This window comes from Mesorhizobium denitrificans, from assembly GCF_003403035.1.
Classification (GTDB): Bacteria; Pseudomonadota; Alphaproteobacteria; order Rhizobiales; family Rhizobiaceae; genus Mesorhizobium_G; species Mesorhizobium_G denitrificans.
In genome coordinates this window covers 1-26,002 of the sequence record NZ_QURN01000025.1, presented here as the reverse complement: position 1 = coordinate 26,002, position 26,002 = coordinate 1, and the positions used below count along the sequence as shown (strand labels likewise).

26 protein-coding genes are annotated in these 26,002 nt (G+C 59.6%); 11 read left to right on the top strand and 15 right to left on the bottom strand.

Features of this window, described 5'->3' with window-relative positions; all coding sequences use genetic code 11:
- Position 1: 1 nt before the first annotated feature.
- Together scpB and DY251_RS20455 are read left to right on the top strand one after the other, a co-directional pair.
- Positions 2–682, top strand: coding sequence for an SMC-Scp complex subunit ScpB (gene scpB, locus DY251_RS20460; protein WP_116625761.1), 681 nt, complete (start codon positions 2–4; stop codon positions 680–682).
- Positions 683–807: 125 nt separating this feature from the next.
- Positions 808–1,020, top strand: coding sequence for a hypothetical protein (locus DY251_RS20455; protein ID WP_147307490.1), 213 nt, complete (start codon positions 808–810; stop codon positions 1,018–1,020).
- Between the two features lie 43 nt (positions 1,021–1,063).
- On the opposite strand, the gene DY251_RS21370 is transcribed toward DY251_RS20455, so the two are convergent.
- From DY251_RS21370 to DY251_RS20420, 6 genes are all read right to left on the bottom strand, one after another.
- On the bottom strand, positions 1,064–1,690 hold the full coding sequence (locus DY251_RS21370; RefSeq protein WP_147307489.1) for a hypothetical protein: 627 nt from the start codon (positions 1,688–1,690) through the stop codon (positions 1,064–1,066).
- An 87-nt stretch (positions 1,691–1,777) separates the two neighbouring features.
- The gene (locus tag DY251_RS20445; protein ID WP_116625758.1) at positions 1,778–2,911 is read right to left on the bottom strand and encodes a pentapeptide repeat-containing protein; all 1,134 of its coding nucleotides are present in this window, start codon (positions 2,909–2,911) and stop codon (positions 1,778–1,780) included.
- A complete protein-coding gene (locus DY251_RS20440) occupies positions 2,901–3,680 on the bottom strand; it encodes a hypothetical protein (RefSeq protein ID WP_116625757.1) in 780 nt (259 codons plus the stop codon). The genes DY251_RS20445 and DY251_RS20440 overlap by 11 nt, the downstream gene beginning before the upstream one ends.
- 632 nt (positions 3,681–4,312) lie before the next feature.
- The gene (locus tag DY251_RS20430; protein WP_245416063.1) at positions 4,313–4,870 is read right to left on the bottom strand and encodes a toll/interleukin-1 receptor domain-containing protein; all 558 of its coding nucleotides are present in this window, start codon (positions 4,868–4,870) and stop codon (positions 4,313–4,315) included.
- A gap of 18 nt (positions 4,871–4,888) precedes the next feature.
- Positions 4,889–6,328 carry an SIR2 family protein gene (locus DY251_RS20425; RefSeq protein ID WP_116625755.1) on the bottom strand — a complete coding sequence of 480 codons (1,440 nt, stop codon included), beginning with the start codon at positions 6,326–6,328 and terminating at the stop codon, positions 4,889–4,891.
- 3 nt (positions 6,329–6,331) lie between these two features.
- The gene (locus DY251_RS20420; RefSeq protein ID WP_116625754.1) at positions 6,332–6,808 is read right to left on the bottom strand and encodes a TIR domain-containing protein; all 477 of its coding nucleotides are present in this window, start codon (positions 6,806–6,808) and stop codon (positions 6,332–6,334) included.
- Between the two features lie 150 nt (positions 6,809–6,958).
- Here DY251_RS20420 and DY251_RS20415 point away from each other — a divergent pair, with 150 nt between their 5' ends.
- The 3 genes from DY251_RS20415 to DY251_RS20405 all read left to right on the top strand — a co-directional run bounded on the left by DY251_RS20415 (position 6,959) and on the right by DY251_RS20405 (position 9,377).
- Positions 6,959–7,744: an AbiU2 domain-containing protein gene (locus DY251_RS20415; protein WP_116625753.1), complete on the top strand. Its 786-nt coding sequence runs from the start codon at positions 6,959–6,961 to the stop codon at positions 7,742–7,744.
- Between the two features lie 116 nt (positions 7,745–7,860).
- Positions 7,861–8,802: an MYG1 family protein gene (locus tag DY251_RS20410; RefSeq protein WP_116625752.1), complete on the top strand. Its 942-nt coding sequence runs from the start codon at positions 7,861–7,863 to the stop codon at positions 8,800–8,802.
- A 143-nt stretch (positions 8,803–8,945) separates the two neighbouring features.
- Positions 8,946–9,377: a YqaA family protein gene (locus DY251_RS20405; protein WP_342633580.1), complete on the top strand. Its 432-nt coding sequence runs from the start codon at positions 8,946–8,948 to the stop codon at positions 9,375–9,377.
- Positions 9,378–9,400: 23 nt separating this feature from the next.
- On the opposite strand, the gene DY251_RS20400 is transcribed toward DY251_RS20405, so the two are convergent.
- Entirely contained in the window at positions 9,401–9,973 is a 573-nt protein-coding gene (locus DY251_RS20400) for a cytochrome b (RefSeq protein WP_158553295.1), read from the bottom strand.
- A 220-nt stretch (positions 9,974–10,193) separates the two neighbouring features.
- Positions 10,194–11,672, bottom strand: coding sequence for an NAD-dependent succinate-semialdehyde dehydrogenase (locus tag DY251_RS20395; RefSeq protein ID WP_116625749.1), 1,479 nt, complete (start codon positions 11,670–11,672; stop codon positions 10,194–10,196).
- A 143-nt stretch (positions 11,673–11,815) separates the two neighbouring features.
- On the opposite strand from DY251_RS20395, the gene DY251_RS20390 reads away from it, so the two are divergent.
- Positions 11,816–12,280, top strand: coding sequence for an SgcJ/EcaC family oxidoreductase (locus DY251_RS20390; protein WP_116625748.1), 465 nt, complete (start codon positions 11,816–11,818; stop codon positions 12,278–12,280).
- Between the two features lie 18 nt (positions 12,281–12,298).
- On the opposite strand, the gene DY251_RS20385 is transcribed toward DY251_RS20390, so the two are convergent.
- From DY251_RS20385 to DY251_RS20360, 6 genes are all read right to left on the bottom strand, one after another.
- Positions 12,299–14,662 carry a heavy metal translocating P-type ATPase gene (locus DY251_RS20385; protein ID WP_116625747.1) on the bottom strand — a complete coding sequence of 788 codons (2,364 nt, stop codon included), beginning with the start codon at positions 14,660–14,662 and terminating at the stop codon, positions 12,299–12,301.
- Positions 14,663–14,759: 97 nt separating this feature from the next.
- On the bottom strand, positions 14,760–15,203 hold the full coding sequence (locus tag DY251_RS20380; RefSeq protein WP_116625746.1) for a c-type cytochrome: 444 nt from the start codon (positions 15,201–15,203) through the stop codon (positions 14,760–14,762).
- Positions 15,200–16,750, bottom strand: coding sequence for a multicopper oxidase family protein (locus tag DY251_RS20375; RefSeq protein WP_116625745.1), 1,551 nt, complete (start codon positions 16,748–16,750; stop codon positions 15,200–15,202). The genes DY251_RS20380 and DY251_RS20375 overlap by 4 nt, the downstream gene beginning before the upstream one ends.
- Positions 16,751–16,823: 73 nt before the next feature.
- Entirely contained in the window at positions 16,824–17,186 is a 363-nt protein-coding gene (locus DY251_RS21365) for a hypothetical protein (protein WP_147307488.1), read from the bottom strand.
- A 113-nt stretch (positions 17,187–17,299) separates the two neighbouring features.
- Positions 17,300–17,737, bottom strand: coding sequence for a Cu(I)-responsive transcriptional regulator (cueR, locus tag DY251_RS20365; RefSeq protein WP_116625772.1), 438 nt, complete (start codon positions 17,735–17,737; stop codon positions 17,300–17,302).
- Positions 17,738–17,799: 62 nt separating this feature from the next.
- Complete coding sequence (locus DY251_RS20360; RefSeq protein ID WP_116625771.1) at positions 17,800–20,298, bottom strand: heavy metal translocating P-type ATPase; 2,499 nt, start codon at positions 20,296–20,298, stop codon at positions 17,800–17,802.
- A gap of 161 nt (positions 20,299–20,459) precedes the next feature.
- Here DY251_RS20360 and DY251_RS20355 point away from each other — a divergent pair, with 161 nt between their 5' ends.
- Entirely contained in the window at positions 20,460–20,654 is a 195-nt protein-coding gene (locus DY251_RS20355; RefSeq protein WP_116625743.1) for a heavy-metal-associated domain-containing protein, read from the top strand.
- 796 nt (positions 20,655–21,450) lie between these two features.
- Here the strand turns inward: DY251_RS20355 and DY251_RS20350 are convergent.
- Positions 21,451–22,428: a diacylglycerol/lipid kinase family protein gene (locus DY251_RS20350; protein WP_245416062.1), complete on the bottom strand. Its 978-nt coding sequence runs from the start codon at positions 22,426–22,428 to the stop codon at positions 21,451–21,453.
- Between the two features lie 173 nt (positions 22,429–22,601).
- On the opposite strand from DY251_RS20350, the gene DY251_RS20345 reads away from it, so the two are divergent.
- The 4 genes from DY251_RS20345 (at position 22,602) to DY251_RS20330 (ending at position 25,758) form a co-directional block, all read left to right on the top strand.
- Positions 22,602–23,144, top strand: a complete 543-nt coding sequence (locus DY251_RS20345; protein ID WP_116625741.1) for a Chromate resistance protein ChrB — start codon at positions 22,602–22,604, stop codon at positions 23,142–23,144.
- 24 nt (positions 23,145–23,168) lie between these two features.
- Positions 23,169–24,386, top strand: coding sequence for an MFS transporter (locus DY251_RS20340; protein WP_116625740.1), 1,218 nt, complete (start codon positions 23,169–23,171; stop codon positions 24,384–24,386).
- 95 nt (positions 24,387–24,481) lie between these two features.
- Positions 24,482–25,033, top strand: coding sequence for a phosphatase PAP2 family protein (locus tag DY251_RS20335; protein ID WP_116625739.1), 552 nt, complete (start codon positions 24,482–24,484; stop codon positions 25,031–25,033).
- Positions 25,012–25,758 (top strand): hypothetical protein, encoded by a 747-nt coding sequence (locus tag DY251_RS20330; protein WP_245416061.1) that lies wholly within the window; start codon positions 25,012–25,014, stop codon positions 25,756–25,758. The genes DY251_RS20335 and DY251_RS20330 overlap by 22 nt, the downstream gene beginning before the upstream one ends.
- The last annotated feature ends 244 nt before the right edge of the window (positions 25,759–26,002 follow it).

Sequence of the window (26,002 nt, the reverse complement as noted above, 5' to 3'; positions counted from 1 at the left end):
GATGGCGGCGCATTCGACAAAGGCTCGCGGAGAAAATGGGCAACGACCGTTTCTGGATCGGGAACTGGATCACCTGCCGCCGGACGCGCGCTGGCGCGAATGGATGCACCGCGTCGAAGCAACGATCTTCGCGGCACAAGAGCCGGTAACACGCAGTGCGCTGGCACGTGTGGTTGGCGCAGGCTGCAATATCGATCTTTTGATCGACGACATCCGCGAGGAACTGCGCGGCCGCCCCTATGACCTTGTCACTGTGGCCGGCGGTTGGAAGCATCTTACCCGGCCGGCCTATGCCGACGCCATTCGGGCGGCCGTCGGCGGCAATGAGCGTTCGGTCGATCTCAGCCAATCCGAGGTGCTGGTGCTGACGGCCATCGCCTATTTCCAGCCGATCACCCGCGCCGAACTGTCGTCGTTCTTCGGCAAGGAAGTTTCGCGCGACCTGATCGGCCGTCTGCGCGGCGCAAAGCTGATTGCCTCCGGCCCGCGCAGTCCGACGCCCGGCGCGCCTTATACCTACGTCACGACCAAGGACTTCCTGCTCGAGTTCGGGCTCGACACGCTGCGCGATATGCCGGATTTCGAGGCGCTCGAAGACGCCGGCCTACTGTCGAAGGAGAAGTTGCTGGCCGGCGATATTCCGGCCGGGCTGACGGGCGAAGATGAGGCAGAAATCACCTGAAACGGAGCGGCGTAAGCCGTTTCTGGCCGCCTAATTGACGTGTAGAGCGTCGCCAATACTCATTACTGGAATTGCTCCAGATATCGTCGAAATACCTCATACGAGCAAGGGGTCGCTTGCGATGGTTGGCCATTCGAACAACGTTCGTCTTTCTAGAAGTCGCCGCCGCCACACGTCAGCAGAACATTGTAGCCGCGGATTTGCTCGAGGGCCACGCGGAAATCGTTGACGATTTCGAACCCGCAGAGATCGGCACGGCGATGTACGAAAGCTACGTGAGGATCGCGAAACGAATGATGGACGAGGATTCCGAAAACTTGTGGCCCTCGAAAATCTAGAAGGCGAGCTGACGGATCAGTAACCGTCTGCTCAGCATAAAGACTACGTTGTTGGCTTCGATCGCGGCACTCTAAGCCTGTCGATCGCCTTCTTCCTTACTGAGATGAATTCCAGAATCCGATGATCTACGTACGTGCGTACAACAAATGACGGCGCTGCCTTGAAATCGGTGACTTTGATGGCCAAGGTGCGCAAAAGGCTGATCGTGACATCTGCTTTAAAACTAAGCGGCTCATTTATTCTGCTGAAACGCATATGAATTTGGTTGCGTTTTTCGTCCAGAGAAGAAAGCTCGTAAATGTCGAGCGGTTCGCCATCACGGTTCTGGAATGAGGTATGGACGTTCAATGCCAGCGGCTTCACATATCCGCTCTGTGCCCGTGGGATATCCGTGCACGGGTGTTTCGGCCATGGCCAGCCCAGATCATCAAAAAAGACGCGGCCGCCATACGGGCTCTGATAGAAATATACGCGTTCACCGCATACTGGGCAGGTAGCGTTCGGATTGACGTAAGAAGCGATGCTTCTAAAGGGCCTTGCAATAGCCCCGCTACCATTTCCATTCCTACTGCTGCCTGAACACCAACCGCCATTCACGTGGATCGGTGTCGGCCTGCCACCCATGTAGCGGAATTCAATCTTTCCACCGCAAATATTGCAAGTCGCCATGTCCAATCCCCCGGAGCAAGACTATCTCTCTCCGAGACCAACGCCAAGTTTTGTGATCATCGACTAGCTGTGTGAAACAGCGGGATATTAGGTCTCGATGATCGACACATTGGCGTCGACATCCGTTGCGACGTCAATTTCAATCCCAACCCGCTTCAAATTCGACCAGAGCACTTGAACCTTGACTGCCTTCTTCTCGATCTCGTCAGCGCTATAATAATGGTCACTGCCTTTTCGTTGAACGAGAGGCAGGTTAACATCTTTCTCGTATCGACTGGATTTTGCCCTGAGCCAACGCCTGGCAATGAGTTTCAGTTCGGATGAGGACAGGACCGTTTTCATTGACAGTGTGGCGTTCGATACCGGGTCCCGTGTCACCAATTCGTAGACTTGACCGAGCAGGCGGGAGATTTCGGCCACATACATACTCTCCAGGAATCCATCGCCTCCTTCCGCTGCTGTTCTGATTGCAGCGATTTCCTCCCGAGTGGGGAGGTTTCTCATGAGGAAGCGAACAGCCTCCTCTTGATTGGCAGGGTTCCGGGATTTGACCAGTGCAAGGGCTTGCTGTCGTATCTGGGCGTTGCGGGTCATCTGATGCTGACGAAGGATGGAGAACACGCTGCGAATAACGACGGCCGCTCTGGGGTCGTCGGAAATGGCAGCCGTCAGCATGTCATAAAGCGCTTCTCGTGAACTAATACGCGGAGCCAAATACCGCATGAGTTCGGCTTGCAGGAATTCGTCATTGCGGGCCCGATAGAAAAGGGCCTCCGTGATTGGGAGAGCGAGTTCGTGAAATTTCCCAGTCGGCCGCAGATTTTCGGCAGCCCAAATGATCTGAGCTGACCAGCTTTGTCCGGCTACGCTTGCCAAAAGGTTGTTCGCCTGCTGGTCCATATTGAAAAAGGTTCTCAAACGGATTTTGGAAGCAAATATCGAACCCGATAGATCGGCACCGTCGAATATTGTGGTTTGGTCCCACCTGACGCGAATACCTGTAATTCCACGGAGATCGGCACCGGAGAAATCGAAACCGTGTAAATCGGAATCAGTCAGGTCGATGTTCCGCAGATCGGCATGCCTGAAATCTTTCGCTGGCACCAAGCCAGCCAGTTTGGCCTGTTCCTGAAAGGTCGCCTGCGGAGCCGCCGCTAAGGCTTCGATTCCTGCCAGTGCTGCCTCCGAAAGCGCATTTGAAAGGAACGGACTATCCTTCATCGGAGATCGTCGATTGGGAGAATACCAGGTGGCCCGAGTATTCGCTCGAGCCGGAGCGCTCGTGAAGGCTTTTAGCGATGACAATATTCATGAGGGCTTGCTGGTTTCTCGAAAATGGCACGGCGATAACCGATGCCTTTCGTTCCAGCGTGATTTTCACGTGCTTCTGTTTGGCGACGAGACTGGTCATTGCGCCTTTTCGATTGGCTTCCCGAACCTCGGAGACCTCACAGAGGCGATCATTGTCTAGGAACGCATCGTTCAGCGGACCGCCGTCCTGCATGGTGACTTTCCATCGATCGTCAGACAGCGCCCTGACAGGGTAAAAATCTTCAGTCACGCTTTCGCTTTGGCGATGCATTGCCGTTTCCGCGTAATGTTTGGATGAACTGCCACCTATGCCCGCTTTGCCTTCCGGCCCCGTGGCAGAGGCACCGACGGAAGCGTCGGCACTCTTCTTCTTGTCCGTCTCGCTCGTCGTTGAGATGATGGTTTCCCTCTGCAGTTCCTTGCGCGTCTTCCCTCCAGTTTCGCCTTGGCCGTGGCGGGTTTTGGGAGCCACCTTCAACCCGCTGAAATCAACCGAGAGCGTAGCTTCCAGTATTTCAACGCTTATCGTCCCTATCCTGTCCTCTTCGATTTCGTCTGGATTTATCCGCAACTCGACCAGAAGATCATGATTGTCCGCTGTATCATCTTTCAGGGCGAGGCTGGACTTCAGTTCCACGAGCTGGGCAAGCGGATTCTGATCGTCAGTAATGAAACTCATTCACCCCCCGGTTCAGACTGTTGCACCCTTTATGATCCAGACTACCCGCCAGCGAAGGCAACGCAAAGACACGCTTGACGCCTAATCGATATTCCTAGTCTGTGAAGGTCATTTATCCGGAAACAGGACTGTTAGTGTGGCGCGGATAAGGGGAACGAAGGGGTTCATCGTGACTACCGCTGCGCGATTGGCGTCGAGATCGACAAGGCACATGGACTTTTCAACGCCCGCCTCCTCGAAACCGAAGGCGAGAGGAGCGCCCGAGTAGCGAATATGATCGGCGCCTGCGGTTTGCTAGCGATAGATGTGACCAAGCGCAACATAGCGCGCGTCGTCAAATATGTCCGACGGCACCGTCTCCATGCCGCCAACGCGGGCGAGGCGACGCTCGCGCTCACTCGTTTGTACACCTGCAACAAAGTAGTGTGAGACAATGACCCAACGAGCACCATCCGGGAGGTGACGCCTAAGAGCGCAGCTGCGCTACCGCGCCATGCTCGCGCAAAGCGGCCTTCGCCGGGGGCGTACGACATTGTGGCCAGAGACGCGGCTCCGAATCCGCTTGCCTTGATAAGGTGGATGATTTTTCAGGTTTGGGCGACTGTGAGGTCGCGGCCGGCCTGTTTCTTGAGTTAGGTCGGACGACGGAGCCATACCGAAAGCTCGGTAGCCGTAAAGGTTCTCTGGTCCAGGACCATCCATATCTCTTTCTGATAATTTTGATGCTTACCCCAGACGATCCGGTGATAGAGGCCGAGATACTCCCAGTCCGCCCAAGACATGTCGTGAGCCGTGTCGGAAGAAGGGAAGATCGCGATATTCGGGAGGTCCTTATAGCCGTCCGCAAGGCCGAGCTCCCATGGTACCCATCGGCTTTCCTTGCTGTTTTTGCTGGTTAAAACGACAAATTTTCTAGATTGTCGTATTCTCGACTTCAATAAGTTGGCGGTCTGCGTGTTAGTGTATGGCGGCATCTCCGGATCCACCTCATCAACGTAGACCTGCGCCCCGTGATTTTCGAGAACGATAATGGCGCCGACGACAAGGTCCTTATCCTTACTGGAGTGCGATAAAAAGGTGGCACCTTGAGGTGATCGAGCGCGAGCGGCCATGCGCATACGCGCTTGTTCCGCCTCAGATCGCTTCGCGGCGTAACTTCGAAGTTCGTCAGATGTGATGAATTCAACCAAGCACGAAGCCCACCTTTGTTACGCGAGTCGGTCGAGGATCGCGCGAACTGTGGCAATCAGCTGCTTTTCGGTCGCCGACTGGCTCAAAAGTGCGGTGATTTCCTCGTCCTTCGGCCGCGAGGCCTTCGAACCGTCTGAGGGTGCGCCCGATCCGAGCAGTTGCTTGGCGATCTGCTCGGCGGCACCGCCGAACGCACCGATTGGTAAAACGAAGGAACCGCTGGCCTGCGCCAGTGCGAATTCTTCCATCACGCCATCGGCAGCGACTAGAGACCCTTTGTCAGTCTTCAGCCCACCTAGAAAAACAGTCACGCCTGCCAGGCGAGCCATCTCACTTCGAAGGGCCGTCCATTGGGCGCGGTCAGCCGCTTGGCCCGGGACCCCCTGCGGAAAGGGCCGGGCAATGAGTCTGCGGTCGATATCCCAGCCGCCATCTTCTCGCAGAGCATCCATGAACCCGGAGACGACCGCTGGGCCAATCAGCAAGCCGGTCCCTGTGACAAGATCGCGATGCGTCACGCCGATCAGGCGGCCGATCTCTTCAGCCACTGAGTAAACCCGGGGTGTGTGTGGATTGTTACCTTCCAGTGGCCAGCTACCGCTCACCCAGACACGTTTCGTCGCGACGCGCCTTTCAATCTCGCGCATCAGTTCAGGGACCTCGCCGTAGTCATCGACCTCAACCGCTACAAGGCCATATCGACTGAGATCCTTTGCCCAGAGTTTGTGTTGGGCTAGCCGTGCCTTGAACTCGTCGTCGTTTGTGAAATCCTCCGCTTTGGGCGGCTTGAGGATCGCAAAATGCTCCGGCGGTGCGTCCGTGAAGCTTTCCCTGATCAGCGACAAGACATGGCGAACATTGGGATCGGTCAAGCTGAGGCCGACAAAAAGCATGGACATGCTGCTCAAATGGGCCTGCAAAAGCGGAAGGAACGCTCCCCGCTTCGTGCGAAAGAGCTCATAGTCATCGGTCGAGATGACGATATCGTCCAGCCTGTCGACAGAACCATGCATCTTATAGAGCCGGGTTGCGCCCGGCGTCACCTTAAGCGCGAGGTCCTTCACACCGGCGACCGGATCCAATGGCCGGCTGATCTCCGCAAAGGCTCGCTCGACCAGGCGATCGTAGTTCGTAGTCCAGATGTGGCGAATGGGAAGGCGAGCAAGCGTTTTGACAGTTTCGGGGAGCGGACGATCGAGGCCGATTTCTCTTTTGATTACATTGCGCACGCCCGTTGCGTTTCCGGTCTCCCGGATGTGCCATTGCGCAAGGGCGGCGAGGTCTTGAATGTCTCGAGAGTTGACCCCGATCTCTTCGCCGATTTCTGTCAGCAACTTTGACCAGGAGGGATAGCCTGCGGCCATAGACACGCCGGCGCCTACAAAGACGACACCGGCGCCTTCATGCAACGACGACGGAAATTCGCGAAGAAATCTGGTGCGGCCATTACCCGCCATCGGCTATCGTCCCGCAGCCTTTGCGGACGCTTCAATCCACGAGCTGATATTGGCGTAGCCGTTATCCATCACCCAATTATATTGGTGGTACATCGTGTTCAAAGGCGTGTGGTTGACATTGAAATAGGAGAGTGGGTTCAGACCCTGAACATCAGCACCGATCTGGGGGTGCTTGATATTATGAATGTCGATCGCCAGAAGACCTTTTCCCAGCTCATAGCTACGCTTGATTTCGTGCCGTACCCAAGGGCGGTTATAGGTTTCAGCCCCGTAGAGCACGACGGTGACCGATGTCCCCGAAAGCTGCGATTCGATCCACTTTTCAATACCGCCTGCGCGCAGTTTAACTTTTTCGAACTCAGCCTTATCGAAGAAGGGCGAAGCGTCGCCTTCAGGACGAACGATCCAAGAATTTCTCACCTGCATCACACGGTGAACGTCACGGTCATAGTGAAAGCTAAAAAATACCTTCCGAGCCAATATTCCCTCCGTATCTTCATAATAAGAGTATTTAGCCTCGCTACTTAGCAGGATTGCTAGATGCTTATCGTCAAAATCAAGATATGTTGGCGATATCCACAGCCAGCGCGCCGACTATGAGCTCAGCGCGTCTGGCCAAGCTAGGTTCGAATGGTGATCGAGGTCGAGGTGGCTGGAAGCCAGAAGAGGAAAGCAAAGCGCGCCACGCCGGTGTCCATTTCCGACGCCATGTGTCGGCTCGACCTCATGCTGAAGGCCCTCGAAAGTGAGACAAGGAGCGCGATCTGGGCGAAGGTGACGCTTGAGGTCGGAAACGCTATCGTGATGGCCGATTATCACGGCCAAACATTCGATGGTGCCGATTGCTACAATGTACTTCGCAACAGCACACAGATGGCTCTAATCCTGTCACTTTGTAAGCTATTTGAAAGGCCGCGCGGCCGTCAGGGGCAGTCCGAGGTAACAGCCTTCAACCGTAGCGACCTGTCGTCAATCCCAGTATTCCTTCATCTGCTCAGGCAGAAACGTTGCCGTGCCAAATTGGTCGAAAGAGCGTCGACAGGCTGGGATGGAAGACCTCTCGGCATGTCGAAGACCTGGGAAGGTGATTGCATGGCGGCTCTGCAACGCTGCGACGATACTGCACGCCGCTTGACATCGCCTCGTGGTCGGCGCGCAGCCGCCACCTTGGGTGTTTTTCGCGATGACCACGTCGCGCATCTTTACGCCGAACCGCGGGCTTGGAGCGCAAATCGCTACAACGAGCTATTTCTGCTGCTCGATATTGCGTCGGATCTTGTCTCGCATGCGTACATTGCGTTTAGGGGATGCAATCTCGATTTCAAAGAAAGGGAGGAGATCTGGATGGGTGAGGCGCGTGCCTTTTGGAAGCCGGCCCTGGCTGCTGCGACTGCGGCAGATCCACATTCGATCTAACGCGTCAACACTGCGGAAGCGGTCTAAGAGCAATGGCAGGTTGAGTTGGTATCGGGCAATGGCTATCTGGTGCCAATCGCAGGCGGGTTCTCCGCGAACGCAAGGCACATCCCAGCATGATCCCAGATTTTCTCGTCACCCATTCCGGTGGCTTCCATGCCGATGAACTGCTGTCCAGCGTCATCCTGACCGAGCTTTTTCCGAAGGCTCGTCTGATCCGCAGCAGGGCGCCGGAATGGATCACGCCCGGCCTGGACCGTATCGTCTACGATGTTGGCGGCCTCTACGACGCTGCTGCGCAGATATTCGATCACCACCAGCGTGGCGCGCCGTTGCGCCAGAATGGCCAACCCTTCAGTTCATTTGGGTTGATCTGGAAGCATTATGGCCGTGACTATCTCGCCGCCTCGAACCTTCCCGAAGCCCATATTGAAGCGGTCCACGCCACGTTTGAAACAAGTTTTGTGCTCCCGGTCGATCTGGTGGACAATGGGGCGCTCAGCCCTTCGGGGTTGTTGGCGGGACTCACGCTGCCGGCACTGCTGGAAACCTTGAAGCCGGCTTTTGACGAGACCGACCCTGCAGCCGAAGATCGCGCGTTCCAGGCCGCGCTGACGATCGCCCGCAGTTTTGTCGAGGCAGGTATTGCCCGCGCCGCCGCAAAATTGCGTGCTGAAGCTGTTGTGCATCGAGCCATCAAGACGACGGGGCAGGGGCGCGTTCTCGAGCTTCCCATGGGAATGCCCTTCCGGCCAGCCATCGTGAAGGCGGGTGCCGATCATCTGCTGTTCGTGGTCCACCCGCGCGACAAGGATTGGTGCCTGACCACAATCCGCCAAGCGGACGAAGGGTTTGAGGTGAGGGCCGATCTTCCCGCGACTTGGGCCGGGCTGAGCAATGGCGATCTGGAGGCGGCATGCGGCGTGAAGGGCGCAAGCTTTTGTCACAACGGCCGCTTTATCGCTGCCGCCGAGACCCGCGATGCTGCTCTCGCCATGGCTGAATTGGCGGTGAAGGAGGCTATTCCCACCGAGGCCAGGTCAGTTGGCTGCAACTGACACCGATAGAGGGGTCTATGAGCTAAAGTGGGTGATTACAGCAACGTTGCGACAGACCATCATATCCTGGAATATGAGGACCTCGGCATGAAGCTGGTCGTCGACGTGCAAGTCTGATCCTTCGACTGACAATGGAAACGATTGTGCCCTACAGCGCCCTGTTCCTCAGCGCCTTTATCGCCGCGACCCTCCTGCCGGCTCAGTCAGAATTGGTGCTGATCGGCCTGCTTGCCGCTGGTCGCGTCGATCAGGGCCTGCTGCTTGTGGTGGGGACAATCGGTAACACTGCAGGCTCAGTGCTCAACTGGGCAATCGGGCGCGGGGCAGACACGCTTCTCGGCAAACGCCGGTTCCAGGCGGCTGCAAAGGGTTACGAGCGGGCGGCCCGCATCTTTCGACGTTACGGGCAATGGTCGCTGCTGTTCGCCTGGTTGCCAGTGATCGGCGATGCCTTGACCATTGCCGCCGGGGTCGCGCGCCTTCCTCTTCTCCCGTTCATCGCCCTCGTCGCCATCGGCAAGGCGGCGCGCTACGCCGCGATCATCGGTGGCCAAACGTGGGCGATGAATTGGTGACAGGCTGTGCCGTTTTGTGTTCGTCATGGATCGGCGACGACGTGCGTCTCGCGTGGGCGCTTGAACAGAATCCCGCTCATAACTCCGTCACGGAAAACGATCGCATGCATCAGCGCGGACATGATGTGGATTGCGACGAGTACAGCGAATACCCAGAACAGAACACTGTGTAGCGCGATGAAATCCCGAGCCGTGAGACCGGTCAGCGTCGGCGCCAAAGGAATTGGCAGGCCTCCGAACAGACGCGCCGGCGCCATCAGCGGCATCGGTCGATAGGCGAACCAGCCGGTCGCAACAATGGCGACGAGAACAGCATAGAGGGACCACTGACCAATGGAAGCAGCAGCTTTTGCGAGTGGCGGTGCGCGTCGGGTCGGGGCGGGGCCGAAAATCCTAAGAACCAGTCGAAGTGCGGTCAGAAGCAGCACAATCACCCCGATCGAGATGTGGGAAGGAAGCCATAGCATCGCTGCCATTCCGGGGCCTTTCATGGGGCCGAAGGCAAGGGCCACTTGTACGGCAAGGACGACCGCGCTCAACCAATGCAGCAATCGAATCGCGAAGGACCAGCGCCATCTATCCGCAAACCAACCCATACCCACCGAATTAACCATTCCACCAGTCAGGGTTCTTGCAAGGGGCCCGGTTCGTCGTTCTCCTCCGACGCCGTAACATGTTTGCATAAATAACCGGCCCGTTAGGCTATGGAAAGCGTAAGGCTGCGGCCCATGATGTGAAATATCGCTGGATGGGCACTGACAGGATGTGTGGTGTCATGTTCAAGTTGACCACACCGCGGTCACTTGGATGTATCCTTCATATACCGCCCATGCACAGATACTTCATTTCCAGATAGTCCTCGAGCCCGTGGCGGGAGCCTTCCCTGCCGATACCGGATTGTTTCATGCCCCCGAAAGGCGCAGCCTCCGAAGACATGCGCCCCGTATTGATGCCCACCATGCCATATTCCAGCGCCTCGGCCACGCGCCAGACGCGCTTGAGATTGGAGGCGTAGAAATAGGCGGCCAGCCCGTAGATCGTGTCGTTGGCCGCACGCACCACCTGGACCGCGTCCTCGAAACGGAGGATCGGGGCGAGCGGCCCGAAGGTCTCCTCCTGCGCGATCTTCATCTCGCCGGAGATGCCGGTGAGCACGGTCGGCTGGAAGAACGTGCCGTTCGCGCCGATGCGCTTCCCGCCGCAGCGGATTGCCCCGCCCTTGGCGATTGCGTCGCTGATATGGGTCTCGATCTTGGCCACGGCGCGGGTGTCGATCAGCGGCCCGATGGCCACGCCCGGATCGAAGCCGTCGCCGACCGAAAGCTCCCCGACACGCGCCACGAACTTGGCGACGAATTCGTCATGAACGCCCGACTGGACGTAAAGGCGGTTTGCCGAGACGCAGGTCTGGCCGGCATTGCGGAACTTCGCCTGGATCGCCCCGTCGACGGCGGCATCGACATCGGCGTCGTCGAAAACGATGAAGGGCGCATGCCCGCCCAGTTCGAGGCTGATCTTCTTGATCTGGTCCGAACACTGGCGCATGAGCAGCCGCCCCACCTCGGTCGATCCGGTGAAGCTGATTTTGCGGACCTTGCGGTTGAAGCACAGTTCGCGCCCCACCGCGTCTCCTTCCGAGGCGTAGATCAGGTTCACCACGCCCTCGGGAAAGCCGGCCTGCGCCGTCAGCGCGAACATCGCCCCGGCCACGAGCGGCGTCTGCTCGGCCGGCTTCAGCACGATGGTGCAACCCGCCGCCAGTGCCGGCGAGATCTTGCGCGCCACCATGGAAGCGGGGAAGTTCCATGGCGTGATCGTGCCCACCACACCGATCGGCTGCTTGATGACCAGCATGCGGCGGTCGGTCGAGGGTGCGGAGATCGTCTCGCCATAGATGCGGTTGGCCTCCTCGGCATACCATTGCAGGTAAGCGGCGGCATGCGACACTTCCGATTTTGCTTCAGCCAGCGGCTTGCCCATCTCGGCGGTGAGGATCGCGGCAAGGTCATCGGTATGGGCGACGATCAGCTCGTGCCAGCGCCAGAGCATCTCGCTGCGCTCACGCGCCGTCAGCGCGGCCCATTCGGCTTGCGCGGCATGGGCCTTGTCGATCGCCGCGCGCGTCTCTGCCACGCCCATGTCGGGCAGTTGCGCCAGCAATTCTCCGGTGGAGGGATTGAAGACCTCGAAGGTGCGTCCGCCGGGCGGCGTGCCAAGGGCGTTCGGCGCGCGGTCGATACCGCTAAACAGGTCCGGGAATTTCAGGCGGCGGATCAATGGAAGGCACAGCGACAATGCCAGTTTCCTCCTCAGAGCATCTGATGTGTCGATTGATAAGGGTAAGTCATGTGTAGCCCGCTCATCGGGCATCCGCATAGGACCTCGAAGCGGTTGCTGGTAGACCCACTATTCAGCCTCGACCTACCGGAGGAAATTCATTGAACTACAGTCCATTTGACAAGCCGGAAGGCATCGTGACCGTCTTTGCCGAGGCATGGGCACGTCGCGATGCGGAAAAGCTCGCATCGCTGTTTGACGAGGATGCCGAGTTCGTCAACGTTACCGGGCTTTGGTGGCATGATCGCGAAGCGATCAGGAAGGCGCATGCTTATGGCTTCGCGCACATCTTCACCGACTCGACGTTGCGGGTGACGAAGGTCAGGGTCAAATCGTTGACCGATGATATTGCGGTGGTTCACGCAAGAGTGCGTCTCGAGGGACAAACTGGCGCGGCGCAGGTTGATCGGCCCGGCGTGCGCAACACCATCTTCTCTTTTGTCGTCCACCGCCGGGCGGGGGTGTGGAGTTGCGCATCTGCGCACAACACAGATATCGTGCCGCATATGGAAACGAACCTGGTGGAACCGGACGGAACATTCAGGCCCGTCAGTTACCGACGCTGATCCATCCGGCCGTTCCGTTCACGCGGGCGGTACCTTGAAGCGCCGCAGCCGCAGCGCATTGGCAATGACCGAAACCGATGACAGGCTCATGGCGGCGGCGGCGAACATCGGCGAGAGTAGCCAGCCGGTCAGCCCATAGAAGATGCCCGCTGCCACAGGCAGTCCGGCCGCATTGTAGACGAAGGCGAAGAACAGGTTTTGCTTGATGTTGCGCAGTGTCGCCTCTGCCAGATAGCGCGCCCGCACCACGCCCAGAAGATCGCCGCCCAAAAGCGTCAGCCCGGCACTCTCGACCGCTACATCCGCCCCCGTACCCATGGCGATGCCAACATCGGCTGCCGCCAGCGCCGGCGCGTCGTTCACTCCATCGCCTGCCATGGCGATGATTTCGCCTCTGCCACGCAAGGTCTCAACCAGCTTCTTCTTATCCTCCGGCAGCACCCCGGCATACACCTCGTCGATCCCCAGCTTCTCAGCTACCGCCTCGGCGGTGCGCTGGTTGTCGCCGGTAGCCATGACCACCTTGAGGCCCAGCCGGTGCAAACCGCGGATCGCCTCTTCGGTGGTTTTCTTGATCGGATCGGCGACGGCGACCAGACCTGCCAATTGGCCATCAAGGGCGAGGAACATCGCTGTCTTGCCTTCGGTACGTAGCTGATCCGCCTGCGCTTCGATCGCTTTCGTATCCAGTCCATGCTCGGCCATCATGGCGGCATTGCCGAGCGCTGCCTTGCGGCCGGCGACAATGGCCTGCACACCTTTGCTCGTCACCGCGGAAAAGCCTTCGACCTCCAGACGCCCCGCGCTCCGCGCCTTCGCTCCTTCGACAATGGCCTCGGCCAATGGGTGTTCAGAGCCGCGCTCCAACGCGGCGGCCAGCGCCAACAAGCTCTCTTCACTTTCTGCACCGAAGCTGCGCACATCGGTCAATCGCGGACGGCCTTCGGTTAGCGTGCCGGTCTTGTCGACGACCAGTGTCGTCACCTTCGCCATCAGTTCGAGCGCCTCGGCATCCTTGATGAGCACGCCCAGTTGAGCGCCGCGACCGGCGGCCGTGGTGATTGAGATCGGCGTGGCGAGACCGAGCGCACAAGGACAGGCGATGATGAGCACGGAGACGGCAGAGGCGATGGCGAATATCAACGCCGGCTCAGGCCCCCAAAGCAGCCAGCCACCAAAGGCCAGGATTGCGATCACCACAACCGTCGGCACGAAGATGCTCGACACCTTATCGGCCAGTCCCTGAATTGGTGCGCGCGAGCGGCGGGCACCGGCGACCATCTGCACAATCTGCGCCAGCACGGTTTCGGCGCCCACATGGCGGGCCTCGATGACAAGCGAGCCATTCTTGTTGATCGTACCACCGGTCACGAGATCGTCCGGCTGCTTTTCAACCGGGACCGGCTCACCGGTAATCATGCTTTCATCGACGAAGGACGCACCCTCGATCACCACGGCATCGACCGGAACGGAATCGCCGGGGCGAACGCGCAAGCGGTTGCCGACCATGATATTGTCCAGCGGCGCGTCATATTCGCTGCCATCGGGAAGCACCCGTCGCGCAGTCTTGGGCGCGAGATCGAGCAGCGCGCGGATCGCATCGCCAGTGCGCTCACGCGCCCGCAATTCGAGCACCTGCCCGACAAAGACCAGGGCGATGATGACGACTGCGGCCTCAAAATAGGTACCGACGCTACCGGTCGCGTGACGGTATTGCTCCGGAAACAGACCGGGCAGGAGGACGGCGAAGATCGAATAGAGATAGGCCGCGCCCACGCCCATGGAAATCAGCGTCCACATGTTGGGAGATCGGTTGACGATCGATTCCCAACCGCGCTTGAAGAACGGCGCGGCTGCCCACAGCACGATGGGGGTGGCGAGGATGAACTCCAGCCAGCCGGCAAATGTATGGCCGACCCAATCACGCACCGGCAGGCCCACCATTTCTCCCATGGTGAGCACCATCAAAGGCACGGCGGCAGCCAGGCTGATCCACATGCGGCGGGTAAAGTCGACCAGTTCGTGACTGGGCTCGTCCGTCGGGATCATGGGCTCCAGCGCCATGCCGCAGATCGGGCATGAACCGGGTTCGTCGCGGATGATTTCGGGGTGCATGGGGCAGGTATATTGGGTGCCTTCCGGTGCATGCTGCGGTTTGCGCGCCGCCTGGCCGGAGGCATAGAACCATGGATCAGCCTTGAAATCCGACTGGCATTTTTCGGAACAGAAATAGTAGGACTGGCCGTCAAAGCTCGCCTGTCGACTATCCGCCGTCGCGGCGACAGTCATGCCGCAAACCGGGTCTCTGACGCCATCCTCTACTGTTCCGGCAGCGTGATGGCGGTGGGCGCGGCCATTCGAATGATGATGCGGATCCGTCATGCTCTGGCTCCTTTGGACTGGTGAGCGGTGAGCCTTTTCGGGGCTACTTACGTGAAGGTAGCAGGTTGCGGCGCCAAAGACGCCGCAACCTGTATTTTCAAAGGCCTGAAACCTTACGCTGACGCGCGGCCTCGGGTGCCGGCCAGGTGCTCTTGATATAGTCGAGCACAGCACGGATGCCGTCGTCGCCGATGTGATCGCCAAAGCCGATCATATCGCTCTCATAGCCATTGCCGACGAGCGCAGCGGTGCCGAACTTGGTGATCGCAAACAGCTGCTCGTCGGAATGATGCCAGGTGTGGCCGCTTGCGTCATGCGGAGGCGCCGGCAGACGGCCGTTGGGGCCAGGCGACTTCCAGTTGGGCTGACCTTCCAGATTGACACCATGGCAGCTTGCGCAGTTCTCGGCGTAAAGCATGCCGCCGAGCGTGATCCGTTCGGCCAGTTGCGCGGCGGTGGCGTTACTGCCGGCGCCGCGCCAGATCCAGACGCCTGCGACAGCCACGGCTATGGCCAGCAAGAATACAGCTGCCTTTTTCATGCCGTCACCTGGAATTCGGTCATCATGCCGGTTTCCAGATGCGGCATGTGATGGCAATGCAGCATCCAGCGGGCGGCCTCGCCTGCATCGAGCGCTACGGTCACCATCGACATCGGCGGCACATAGACCGTATCGCGGCGCGCGCCATTCACCTTGCGGCCTTTGATGTCGACAACCTGGAAGACATGGCCATGCAGATGCATGGGGTGGCCCATCATCGACATATTGTGGAAGCTGAGCAGCACCCGCTCGCCGGTTTTGGCGGCAACCGGGCGATGCTGGCCCCAGACCGCGCCATTGATGGTCCAGACATAGGGGGCCATCGTGCCACCCAGCATGATCATGTGGCTGCGCTCGACCGCGCGCTCGGGCAGGTTTTGCCGCGCCTCAAGTCGCAGTTCCTGTGACAGGTCGGTGTCGAAGGCCGGGGCTTCCTGTTCCGCCAGTTCGGGGATTTTCGAAATCGGCGCACCCGCGGTGGCCAAAACGATGCCAGTGCGTTCGCGCGCGCCCTCGCGCAAGGCAAGGATCGGCCAGCTTCCGGCCTCGTTCGGCAGATCGAGTTCCAGATCCAGCCGCTGACCCATGGCAAGGCCGAAGCGATGGCCATCAAGCGGCCGGATGTCGTGGCCATCGACGGCGACCAGCCGGGCTAACACCTTGCCGGTGTCGATCCAGAACACGGTCGCGGCGGCGGCGTTGATGACACGCAGCCGGATACGGCCGCCCCGCTCGACCCTGACCACTTCGGGATCGGCCAGCGTGCGGTCGTTGGCCAGATAGGCGTCCCAGTTATAGTCGTTGAGGTCCATTTCCATGTCGGCCATGTCGCCCATCATGCCCGGCATCATACCTTGCGTCATGCCATCCATGGCTCCTTGACCGCCACTCATGGCGTCGTGGTTCATGGTTCCATGACCCATCGCGGCATGATCCATTCCTTCGTTATCCGCCGCGGGGGCCATCGAATGCCCGTCGCGTTCGGCAGGTTCACCGTGACCACCGCCGCCATGGCCCTGCCTAATCTCGGCCATCACCTCTTCGGGGCTCTTGAAGGCGAAGTCGTGCAGGAACAGCGTCACTTCCTGGCGGTCGGCGGCGACATCCTGTTCGGTGCGGACGATCAGCGGTGCGGCAAGCAGGCGTATCTCCTGCATGGGCACGTGGCTGTGCATCCAGTAGGTGCCGGTCAGCGGCTCGAAATCATAAGACCGGGATTCGCCTTGCTTGAGCATCGGCATGGGAATATCGGGCACGCCGTCCTGGATGTTGGGCGGGATCTGCCCGTGCCAGTGGATCAGCGTCGGTTCCGGCAGGTCATTCGTAAGCTCCACTCGGAAGCGTCGGCCGGGATCGAGGACCAGCCCCTGTCCTGACGGACCGGCAAGGCCGAATACCGTGGCGGCCCGACCATTGACGTCGAGCACCCGGCTGGTGGCAGCCAGTTGGATCGGGTCTGGCTGCTGTTGTTGAGCAAAGGCGGGAAATTGCGTTGTCGCAATAGCGGCGGTTCCAGCGGCCAGAAAGCCGCGACGGGTAATAGTCATGTTTCACATCCTGTCGCGGGACGTAAGCCCGCGTCACCATTATCAATATGGCAGGCACACTGCCCGCCGATGGCTACAGAAGGTGAGATATGGGTGGTTGATCGGGTAGGGCCGGCTCTTGTCCTGCCCCGAGCCGTGCACGTTCGGGCGACCAATGCGCATTCACAGGCGCCATCAGGCTCACGCCATCCGCGCCTGACAATGCCGCCGGCAGGCTGAGGCAGGCGATGGCGCATTGCTCAAGGGAGGTTTGGCATTCGCCGGAAGCACATGTTTGTGCCGGCGCGGCATGGTGGGCCGCCCCGGATGGTTCATTCATGGCACTGGCCACCATTCCGGAATGCATGCCGACCTGGCTCGCAAGCACCTGCATCGGTGCCGCAAGCAGCGAGAGCGCAATCAGGAACGAGGCGAAGACACGCAGCATCACGCGCAACTATACAGTCCGGTGCCTGGATGCCAACCACCGGGCAGGCGTTGTGACGCCCGGCCGCAGGTGCTGCAAATCGGCTGTCGAAAGACCATTCGATGGTGTGCAGTGAGCAGCGGTCACGCGATTGCGCCGGCGCGCCGACGGATAGACAGGTCCTCATCCTCCTGATCGGTTTCGAGCCGTTGCAGGATCGGGCAATGCGGGCGGTGGTCTCCCCGGCAGGAGTCGATGAGCACGCTCAGCGTATTGACCATGTCCTGAAGGTCTTTGATCTTCCTTTCCAGTTCATGGACATGCCCCTGCGCCAACCGTTTGACCTCTGAACTTTCGCGGGTTTCATCGCGCCAAAGCCCGAGCAGATCACCGATCTCTGCGACCGAGAAGCCGAGATCGCGTGCCCGGCGCACGAACCGCAGCATATTCACATCGGTATCCGAATAGTCGCGATAGCCCGACGCCGTCCGGTCGGCGGCCGGAATGAGGCCGGTCTGTTCGTAGTAGCGGATCATCTTGGCCGAGACGCCCGATTCCTTCGATGCCCGTCCGATGTTCATCAGCATTCTTCCTAAAATGGCGCGAAAGCCGTTCCGAATATAGGAACGGCTGCCGCAGTTTATCAGTTCGCCACCTTGAACGTGCGCAACCGTAGCGCATTGCCGAGCACGAACACGCTCGAAAGGGCCATGGCACCGGCGGCGAAGACCGGCGACAGGAGGATGCCGTAGGCCGGATAGAGCAGGCCGGCGGCGACCGGGATCAGGGCGGTGTTATAGGCAAACGCCCAGAACAGGTTCTGCCTTATGTTGCCGATCGTCGCCTTGGACAGCGCAATGGCGTTCGGTACCCCCTGCAAGCTGCCCGACATCAACACCACGTCCGCTGCCTCGATGGCAATGTCCGTGCCGGTGCCGATCGCAAGTCCGACATCCGCCTCGGCCAGCGCCGGAGCGTCGTTGATGCCGTCGCCGACGAAGGCGACCTTGCCATGCTCGGCCTTGAGACGGCGCACCGCATCGACCTTGCCGTCGGGCAGTACTTCGGCCACCACCTCGTCGATCCCAAGCCGGGACGCGATGGCCCTGGCAGTACGGGCATTGTCGCCGGTGATCATCGCGACCTTGAGGCCAAGCGCGTGCATGGCCTCGATCGCGGCGGGCGTCGTATCCTTGATCGGATCGGCCACGGCGATGATCGCCGCCAGCCTGCCGTCTATCGCGGCATAGAGCGGCGTCTTGCCCTCGTCGCCAAGGCGTTCGGCGACAGCCGCAAAGCCGGCGACGTCATGGCCGAGTTCGATCATAAAGCGGTCAGCGCCGATCTCGACGCGCTGGCCCTCGACCAGAGCCGTGACGCCGAAGCCTGTGACCGACTGGAAATCCGTCACCGGTGGCAGCGCGATGCCCTCATCGGTGGCGGCATCCACGATCGCTCGCGCGATCGGGTGCTCCGATTTGGCCTCGACGGCCGAGACCAGGCCCAGCACCTTCGCGCGGTCGAAGCCGATGGCCAGTTCCAGATCGGTCAGCGCCGGCCTGCCTTCAGTCAGGGTGCCGGTCTTGTCGACGGCCACGACCCTTGCGTCCTTCAGAAGCTGGAGCGCTTCGCCCCTGCGGAAAAGCACGCCGAGTTCCGCACCGCGCCCGGTGCCCACCATGATCGAGGTCGGCGTTGCCAGACCCATGGCGCAGGGGCAGGCGATGATCAGGACCGCGACGGTATTGACCAGCGCGAAGGTCAGGGCGGGCGAGGGGCCGAACCAGAGCCATGCCGCGAAGGTAAGCGCTGCGACTGCGAAGACGGCAGGGACGAACCACATCGTTACTTTGTCCACCAGCGCCTGGATGGGCAGCTTCGAGCCTTGCGCCTCCTCGACCATGCGGATGATCTGCGCCAGAACCGTGTCGCCGCCGACGGCGGTTGCGCGAAACGTGAATGCGCCATTCTGGTTGACTGTGCCGCCGACGACTTCGCTCCCGGTCGTCTTGCCTACCGGAATGGGCTCGCCGGTGATCATCGATTCATCGACATAGCTGTCGCCCTCGACCACTTCGCCGTCGACCGGCACCCGCTCGCCGGGGCGAACCTCGATGATATCGCCGGCGACGACCGAGCCGATCGGGAGGTCGAGGGTCTTGCCGTCGCGGAGGACCCGCGCGGTCTTGGCCTGCAAGCCGACCAGACGCTTGATCGCCTCGGATGTGCGGCCCTTGGCGCGCGCCTCCAGTAGCCGGCCAAGCAAGATTAGCGTCACGATGACGGCGGCGGCTTCATAATAGACATTGATCGTGCCAGCGGGCAGGAGGCTGGGCGAGAAGGTCGCGACCAGCGAATAGCCGTAAGCCGCCAGCGTGCCTACCGCGACCAGCGAGTTCATGTCGGGCGCAAGGCGCCAGAGCGCAGGCAGGCCCTTTTGATAGAAGCGGATACCCGGACCAAACAGCACAATCGTCGTCAGCGCGAACTGGATGTACCAGCTCCACTGCATGCCGATGCTCGCTTCGATCAGGCCATGCATGTCAGGAATGAGATGAGATCCCATCTCGATCAGGAACACGGGTGCCGTCAGGATCGCGGCAAGCGTGAAGTCGCGGGTCAGCCGGCGCTGCTCCACCTGCTTCTTTTGCGCGTGTTGCGCCGCCTCGTCTTCATCGCCAGCGCCAATGCGGATGGTTCTTGCGTCATAGCCGGCTTCGCCGATTGCCGCGATCAGGGCTGCCGCATCGGCCGTCCCTCGTACGGTGGCGCGCTCCGTCGCCAAATTGACAACGGCCTCCGTCACGCCGGGAACCGTCTTCAAGGCGCGCTCAACGCGGCCCACGCAGGAAGCACAGGTCATGCCCTCGATCGATAACTCGACGACGCCGGCTGAGCCGGCCGGGATCACCGGCACGGAATAACCGGCGTTTTCGACAGCCTCGACAAGCGTCGTGCGGGCGACGCCCGATCCGATCGCAATGCTGGCACGTTCCGTCGCCAGATTGACCGATGCGGCGTCAACGCCCGGCACGGCCCTGAGGGCTCGTTCGACCCGGCCGACGCAGGCTGCGCAGGTCAGGCCGTCGATGGGCAGCGATATCGTTCCAGATAGGTCTGTCGCTCGAATGGGGGCATTCATGGCCGCCTCCTTTCTCATTCCGAAAAATCAATTCGGATTGAAGATGGGGCTTCCAGCGATGGGAAGGTCAATAGAAGAATTTTGTTTTTGTGCCACTTGACCTTCCCATCGCTGGAAGCCCCATTTCTAGGGCCGTGAGATCGAAGCTACGGAGAACACACATGGAAATCAGTATCGACAACATGACCTGCGGCGGCTGCGCCCGGTCCGTCACCAAGGCTATCCAGTCGGTTGACCCGAACGCCAGGGTCGAGGCCGACCCCGCCTCGCGCGGTGTCAAGATCGAAACGGCCGCGACGCAGGCCGCTATTCTTCAGGTTCTTGAGGAAGCCGGCTACTCGGCAACGACGACCTGATCAGGCGCGGGACCATAAACAGGCTTAGACAGGCGAAATGGCGCCCCGCATGGAGAAGTGCGTCGTGTTTATCCCTGCCGTAACACCAGTCGAATGTGTCTGAACGGCACCGGATCACCTGTCGCTTGCTGCGTTCAGCCAGAAACTCGACTTTGACATTGAGAGGTTCGGGCCGTCCTTTGACCCGCTCATGCGCCGAAATTCGACGCGGTGGATCGTTGCGGTACCAGCGTGCACCGTTGCGCTCGGCGATGGTCATGCTGTTGCGCCGAATCTATGTCCGAATTAAAATCAAAGTGATTGGGAGCCGCCCCAAATCGCTCAGAATTCAGGCGTTGAGCTATCGGATCATGACCCAAAGGAGGGGCAGATGAAATATTCGGTCCTTGTCTTAACAGGCGCAATCTCAGTGGCTGCATTTGCTGTTCAGGCGGCGCCAGCGATGCTGCTGGGCTCACCAGTCCATGATGACCTTGTACAGCAGGCCCATGTGACGTGCTCGTACCTGACGCGTGACGGTTACTGTGTCCGTCCGCGAAAGGTCGACAGGAAGCACAATGTGCAACGTTGGCGACACTACCAAAGAGCATATCGTACCTACGAGCCAAGCTACGAATATTATCGACGCTATGAGCCGCGGCCGATAATCCGCATCGTACCGAATTATCCGTCACGAAACGACGATTATTGGGACGACGGATCGGACAACGGCTGGAATAGTGGTTGGGATGATTGAGAGTAGTGGCAAGCCACCGCCGGACGATGGCAGTCACCAAGCCTCTGTCACATATTGGCATCACAAGGGTCGCGGGGCGTTTTCCAAATTGGGCACGAGCACCTGCAAAGAGTGCGACCATATCCGATAGCGCAAAGGCATTGTCTCCTTGGCGGTCTCCCCATCCATCGCGACGCGCATTTGCCGTCGGCGCGCCTTGATCTCCAGGCGTTGCACCCGGAAAAGCTCGACATCGCGAAGCGGATCAATCAAGCCGAGGGCGACCTTGAACGGCAGTAGCGCCAGCTCCAGCCAGGACTGCTGCTTCACGACGTAGACACACAGTTCTCCGGACATAAGACTACTGCGGCGGCCCAGCGTGTTCAGATCGTAGAAATTGTTGCCGACGAACACGCAGAGCGTCCGCTGTTCTCGCCCGTTGCCATCGATCGAAATCTTGACCCTTTGCCACGACGAAGCCTTAAGTGTCAGAACAAGCGCCGGCCCGAGAGCGGCAAGCTTTCCCAGCCCCCACCGCCTCTGCTCCGCGGATCGTTCGGCCACGAGAAACGGGTAAATGCCGATCGACGAGTTATTGAGGAAGACCCGACCGTTTACCTCCGCAACATCTATCGCCTCTACGTGCCCGGCAGCGATCGTGTCCATGGCAGCTTCCAGATCGTTCGACAGGCCGATATCCCTAGCGAAATGATTGAGGGTGCCAAGCGGCAGGACGCCAAGCATCACATCGGTCCCTACGACGGCCGACGCCGCGGAACCGAGCGTGCCGTCGCCCCCGCCAACCACGAGGATCGATGGTTCGTCACCGGATGATTTCGAGCTGACGAACTCATGGGCTAATTTCGCAATGTCACGGCCCACCACCAGCCGCACATCCGCCTCGAGCCCGCGTGCTTGAAGCCCGCCTCGAAGCTGCTGCTTCAGGTCATAGCTATTGGCCTGCTTGATCGAGCCAGCACCTGCATTCAGGAGAACCAGAACTCTCATAGGCGGCACCGGACAGGGTAAGAGAATGGAGGTCAAGCGTGCTGCCAGCATGCCAGATGTCGCGATTTGGCGGAACCAATCTTTTGGTCGTGAAAGCCTCTAGCTATCTGCGGCGGTGTTTGGCGCGATAGTGTGACGGCATTGAGCAGTGACGCTACCAGGATTGGCAGGAGAGGCTGAACGTAGGCGTTGATTTGTTACGGTCGTTGCATTAGGTTCTGGTGATGGTTGTGCCAACTTGGCTTCTTCTCACTTACAAGGTGCCCCCTGAGCCTGCCACGAAGCGCGTCGCGCTGTGGCGGCGGCTAAAGGGAATGGGTGCGATCTATCTCCAGAACGGTGTCTGCTTGCTGCCGAAAACAGACGACCATGTCCGCCGGTTGAAGATGCTGGAGAACGATGTCGCCAAAATGGGCGGCGAGTCCGTAATCCTTGAGACCGTTGCGCTTGATCGTGCCCAGGAGGACAAGGTGGTCGCGCGCTTCAAGGCGGATCGCGACGATCAGTACCGCGAATTCCTGGGACGCTGTGCCGATTACGAGATCGAGATCGCCAAGGAGATCGCGATCAACAAATTCACCTATGCCGAGCTTGAAGAGGAAGACACCGACCTCAAGAAGCTCCAGGGCTGGCTGGAGAAGATCAAGAAGCTCGACTTTTACGGCGGGACACTTGCCGAGGAAGCCACCGAGCGCCTGAAAGCCTGCGAGGTGCTGCTCGACGGCTACGCTCAACGGGTCTTCGACGCGCACGATGAAAATCGGTGAGACGAGGATGATGGAACAGCCGCGATGAAAGGCGGGAGCATAGAGCGCGACAGCACCCGGCAGGGAATTCCAGCCGGAATCTGGGCCCTTGGCTTCGTCTCGATGCTGATGGACATCTCGTCGGAGATGATCCACGCACTGCTGCCCGTCTACATGGTGACGGTACTCGGCACTTCGGCTCTGGCTGTCGGCGTGATCGAAGGCGTCGCGGAAGGAACGGCGTCGGTCACAAAAGTTTTTTCGGGCGCGCTCAGCGATTGGCTCGCCAAACGCAAATTCCTCGCGGTGCTCGGCTATGGCCTGGCTGCCCTGACCAAACCGATCTTTCCCTTGGCGTTCTCGATCGAGTGGCTCATCGCGGCACGCTTCATCGATCGGATCGGCAAGGGCATTCGAGGTGCACCGCGAGATGCCCTTGTTGCGGAACTTGCACCGCCGCATCTGCGCGGCGCGAGTTATGGTCTTCGCCAGTCACTGGATACGATCGGTGCATTTCTCGGCCCACTCTTTGCCATCGGCCTGATGTGGCTGACGGTGGATCATTTCCAGACGGTATTCTGGATTGCTGTGATTCCGGCATTCCTGTCCGTTGCTCTGATCCTCGTTGCTGTGAAGGAGCCAGAACGCCCGCGGGAACAGCGCCGTGTTCGCATGCCGCTGCATCGCGACGAACTCCGCCGTCTGGGCGCGACCTATTGGTGGATTGTGGCGGTTGCTGCTGTCTTCACGCTTGCTCGCTTCAGTGAAGCCTTCCTGATTCTGCGCGCGCAATCGATCGGGATGCCGCTGGCATTGGTTCCGGTCGTCCTGGTGATGATGAGCCTCGCCTATTCGCTTTCGGCCTATCCGGTCGGCGTGCTGTCCGATCGTGTCAATCGCCTGACCCTTTTGGCACTGGGTCTCGTCCTTCTTCTCTTGGCCGATCTTATTCTTGCTTTCTCGACGAATATCGTTGGGCTCGGGATCGGGGTTGTATTTTGGGGCCTGCATATGGGCTTTACCCAAGGCTTGTTGGCAACCCTTATTGCCGAGGCCGCACCACCTGAACTGCTGGGGACCGCGTTCGGCATGTTCAATCTTATGACGGGCATTGCGCTGCTTGCCGCCAGCGTCGTTGCCGGGGCGCTTTGGGATATGGCCGGGCCGCAAGGCACATTCATGGCGGGTGCCGGCTTCACCGTGCTGACGCTTTCAGGTTTGTTCGTCATCCGAAGCCGTCTGAGAGAGCGGCCCCATGCGTGAACGCCTCGTGGAGCCGAACCGTCAACCCTCATCCGTCCATTATCTGAGGGCATTTCACTCGCGTCGAAACTGGAGGCCGAGCCCAGGAGGCTTAGATGTATGAACTCGACGCTTCCGTTACGCATTCGATGAACGGTTTGGCGGGCCACAGCGCAGCCATCGATTTTCTGATGATCTGGCTTTCGGCGGTCGGCGTCCCGCTAATGGTTCTTGCCGTCGTCGTTCAATGGTGGCGACGAGCCGACAGATCGCACACGCGCCACGTTCTTGTCGGGGCAGGGCTCTCGTTCCTTCTGGGCCTCGCGCTCAATCAGTTCATCTTGCTGTTCGTGCATCGGATGCGACCCTATGACGGCGGCATAACCCATCTCCTGATCGCCCCCAGCGCCGATCCCTCGTTCCCCTCCGACCATGCAACGGCGAGCTTCGCCATTGCGGCCGCATTCCTGCTACACGGCATGCGGCGCGCCGGGTTTGGCATCGCCGCCGCCGCAGGGCTCATTGCTTTTTCCCGCATCTATCTCGGAACCCATTATGTCACCGATGTTCTGGGCGGGGCACTGACCGGAATCCTTGCCGCCATTATCGTCCGCGCGGCTTATCGGGAAAACACGCGCATCGATCGATGGGTGACGGGAATTCTGTAGACGAAGCCACCAAAATTGGCGGCTTCATGACAGCAATGGCGGCTTGGAACCGGGAGCTAGAAATGTCCTATAATTTCCTTTCCCTGGCAGGAATCAATCGCCCCCGTTCTCTTGCCCGAGTCCTTTCTTGGCTGATCGCGCTGGCTGCGATGCCGATTGCAACCGGTTTCGCTCTCGAAACGCCATCCGCGGGGCTCGCTGACGCGACGGTACTGATTGTCCGGCATGCAGAGAAACCGGCCAGCGGTGCAGGGCTTTCTCCGGCGGGTGAGGCGCGGGCATTGGCCTATGTCAGCTATTTTCAACATCTCACGCTGAATGGGACTGCGTTTCACCCTGATATGCTGATCGCAACCGCCGATTCCAAAAACAGTGCGCGCGAGCGTCTAACACTTGTCCCCTTGAGCAAGGCGCTTGGAATTCCTCTCGATTTGAGGTTCACCAACAAGGACATTGTCGGGCTTGTTCATGCGTTGACGACCGAAACCCACGGAAAATCCATCCTCATCGCCTGGCATCACGGCAGCGTACCGCAGGTCATCGATGCATTAGGAGGCGACCCCCATGCGCTCTTTCCCGACGGCTATTGGCCCGACACGGTGTTCGATGCCGTGGTCGTGCTCCGCTACGACCATAAGGGGCACTTCATTCCGGGTTCCGAGCGGCTAGTACATGAGGATTTCGCCAACCCACCGGGATCAATCAGCGGGACGAGCTCCCAATGAACGGCTCTGCCATCACAAACATGAGCGACCGGCGTCCCTCAAGACGCGCGTCGTCGGGCAGCAATTGGACGCGTATCCGGCAGGTACCGCAGATTCAATTCTCGGTTGGAATGACCAAACGATGACTTCATTTTTCGCGACGCTCACGGACTGTTGATTTCCACTCAGAAGTGAGCCGGGTTTTCCATCGAGAAGTGAGCCACCTCTGATTATGGATTTCGAGTCATGCTGGGGTCAATACGGT

Excerpts from the sequence above, each read along its gene's own strand:
- DY251_RS20410 (WP_116625752.1), top strand. The coding sequence starts at position 7,861 with ATGATCCCAGATTTTCTCGTCACCCATTCCGGTGGCTTCCATGCCGAT.
- DY251_RS20425 (WP_116625755.1), bottom strand. The coding sequence starts at position 6,328 with ATGGCGGGTAATGGCCGCACCAGATTTCTTCGCGAATTTCCGTCGTCG.
- DY251_RS20340 (WP_116625740.1), top strand. The coding sequence starts at position 23,169 with ATGAAAGGCGGGAGCATAGAGCGCGACAGCACCCGGCAGGGAATTCCA.
- DY251_RS20360 (WP_116625771.1), bottom strand. The coding sequence starts at position 20,298 with ATGAATGCCCCCATTCGAGCGACAGACCTATCTGGAACGATATCGCTG.
- DY251_RS20375 (WP_116625745.1), bottom strand. The coding sequence starts at position 16,750 with ATGACTATTACCCGTCGCGGCTTTCTGGCCGCTGGAACCGCCGCTATT.
- cueR (WP_116625772.1), bottom strand. The coding sequence starts at position 17,737 with ATGAACATCGGACGGGCATCGAAGGAATCGGGCGTCTCGGCCAAGATG.
- DY251_RS20350 (WP_245416062.1), bottom strand. The coding sequence starts at position 22,428 with ATGCTGGCAGCACGCTTGACCTCCATTCTCTTACCCTGTCCGGTGCCG.
- DY251_RS20355 (WP_116625743.1), top strand. The coding sequence starts at position 20,460 with ATGGAAATCAGTATCGACAACATGACCTGCGGCGGCTGCGCCCGGTCC.
- DY251_RS20335 (WP_116625739.1), top strand. The coding sequence starts at position 24,482 with ATGTATGAACTCGACGCTTCCGTTACGCATTCGATGAACGGTTTGGCG.
- DY251_RS20440 (WP_116625757.1), bottom strand. The coding sequence starts at position 3,680 with ATGAGTTTCATTACTGACGATCAGAATCCGCTTGCCCAGCTCGTGGAA.
- scpB (WP_116625761.1), top strand. The coding sequence starts at position 2 with ATGGCGGCGCATTCGACAAAGGCTCGCGGAGAAAATGGGCAACGACCG.
- DY251_RS20345 (WP_116625741.1), top strand. The coding sequence starts at position 22,602 with ATGGTTGTGCCAACTTGGCTTCTTCTCACTTACAAGGTGCCCCCTGAG.
- DY251_RS20400 (WP_158553295.1), bottom strand. The coding sequence starts at position 9,973 with ATGGGTTGGTTTGCGGATAGATGGCGCTGGTCCTTCGCGATTCGATTG.
- DY251_RS21370 (WP_147307489.1), bottom strand. The coding sequence starts at position 1,690 with ATGGCGACTTGCAATATTTGCGGTGGAAAGATTGAATTCCGCTACATG.
- DY251_RS20330 (WP_245416061.1), top strand. The coding sequence starts at position 25,012 with ATGGGTGACGGGAATTCTGTAGACGAAGCCACCAAAATTGGCGGCTTC.
- DY251_RS20385 (WP_116625747.1), bottom strand. The coding sequence starts at position 14,662 with ATGACGGATCCGCATCATCATTCGAATGGCCGCGCCCACCGCCATCAC.
- DY251_RS20445 (WP_116625758.1), bottom strand. The coding sequence starts at position 2,911 with ATGAAGGATAGTCCGTTCCTTTCAAATGCGCTTTCGGAGGCAGCACTG.
- DY251_RS20380 (WP_116625746.1), bottom strand. The coding sequence starts at position 15,203 with ATGAAAAAGGCAGCTGTATTCTTGCTGGCCATAGCCGTGGCTGTCGCA.
- DY251_RS20415 (WP_116625753.1), top strand. The coding sequence starts at position 6,959 with ATGGTGATCGAGGTCGAGGTGGCTGGAAGCCAGAAGAGGAAAGCAAAG.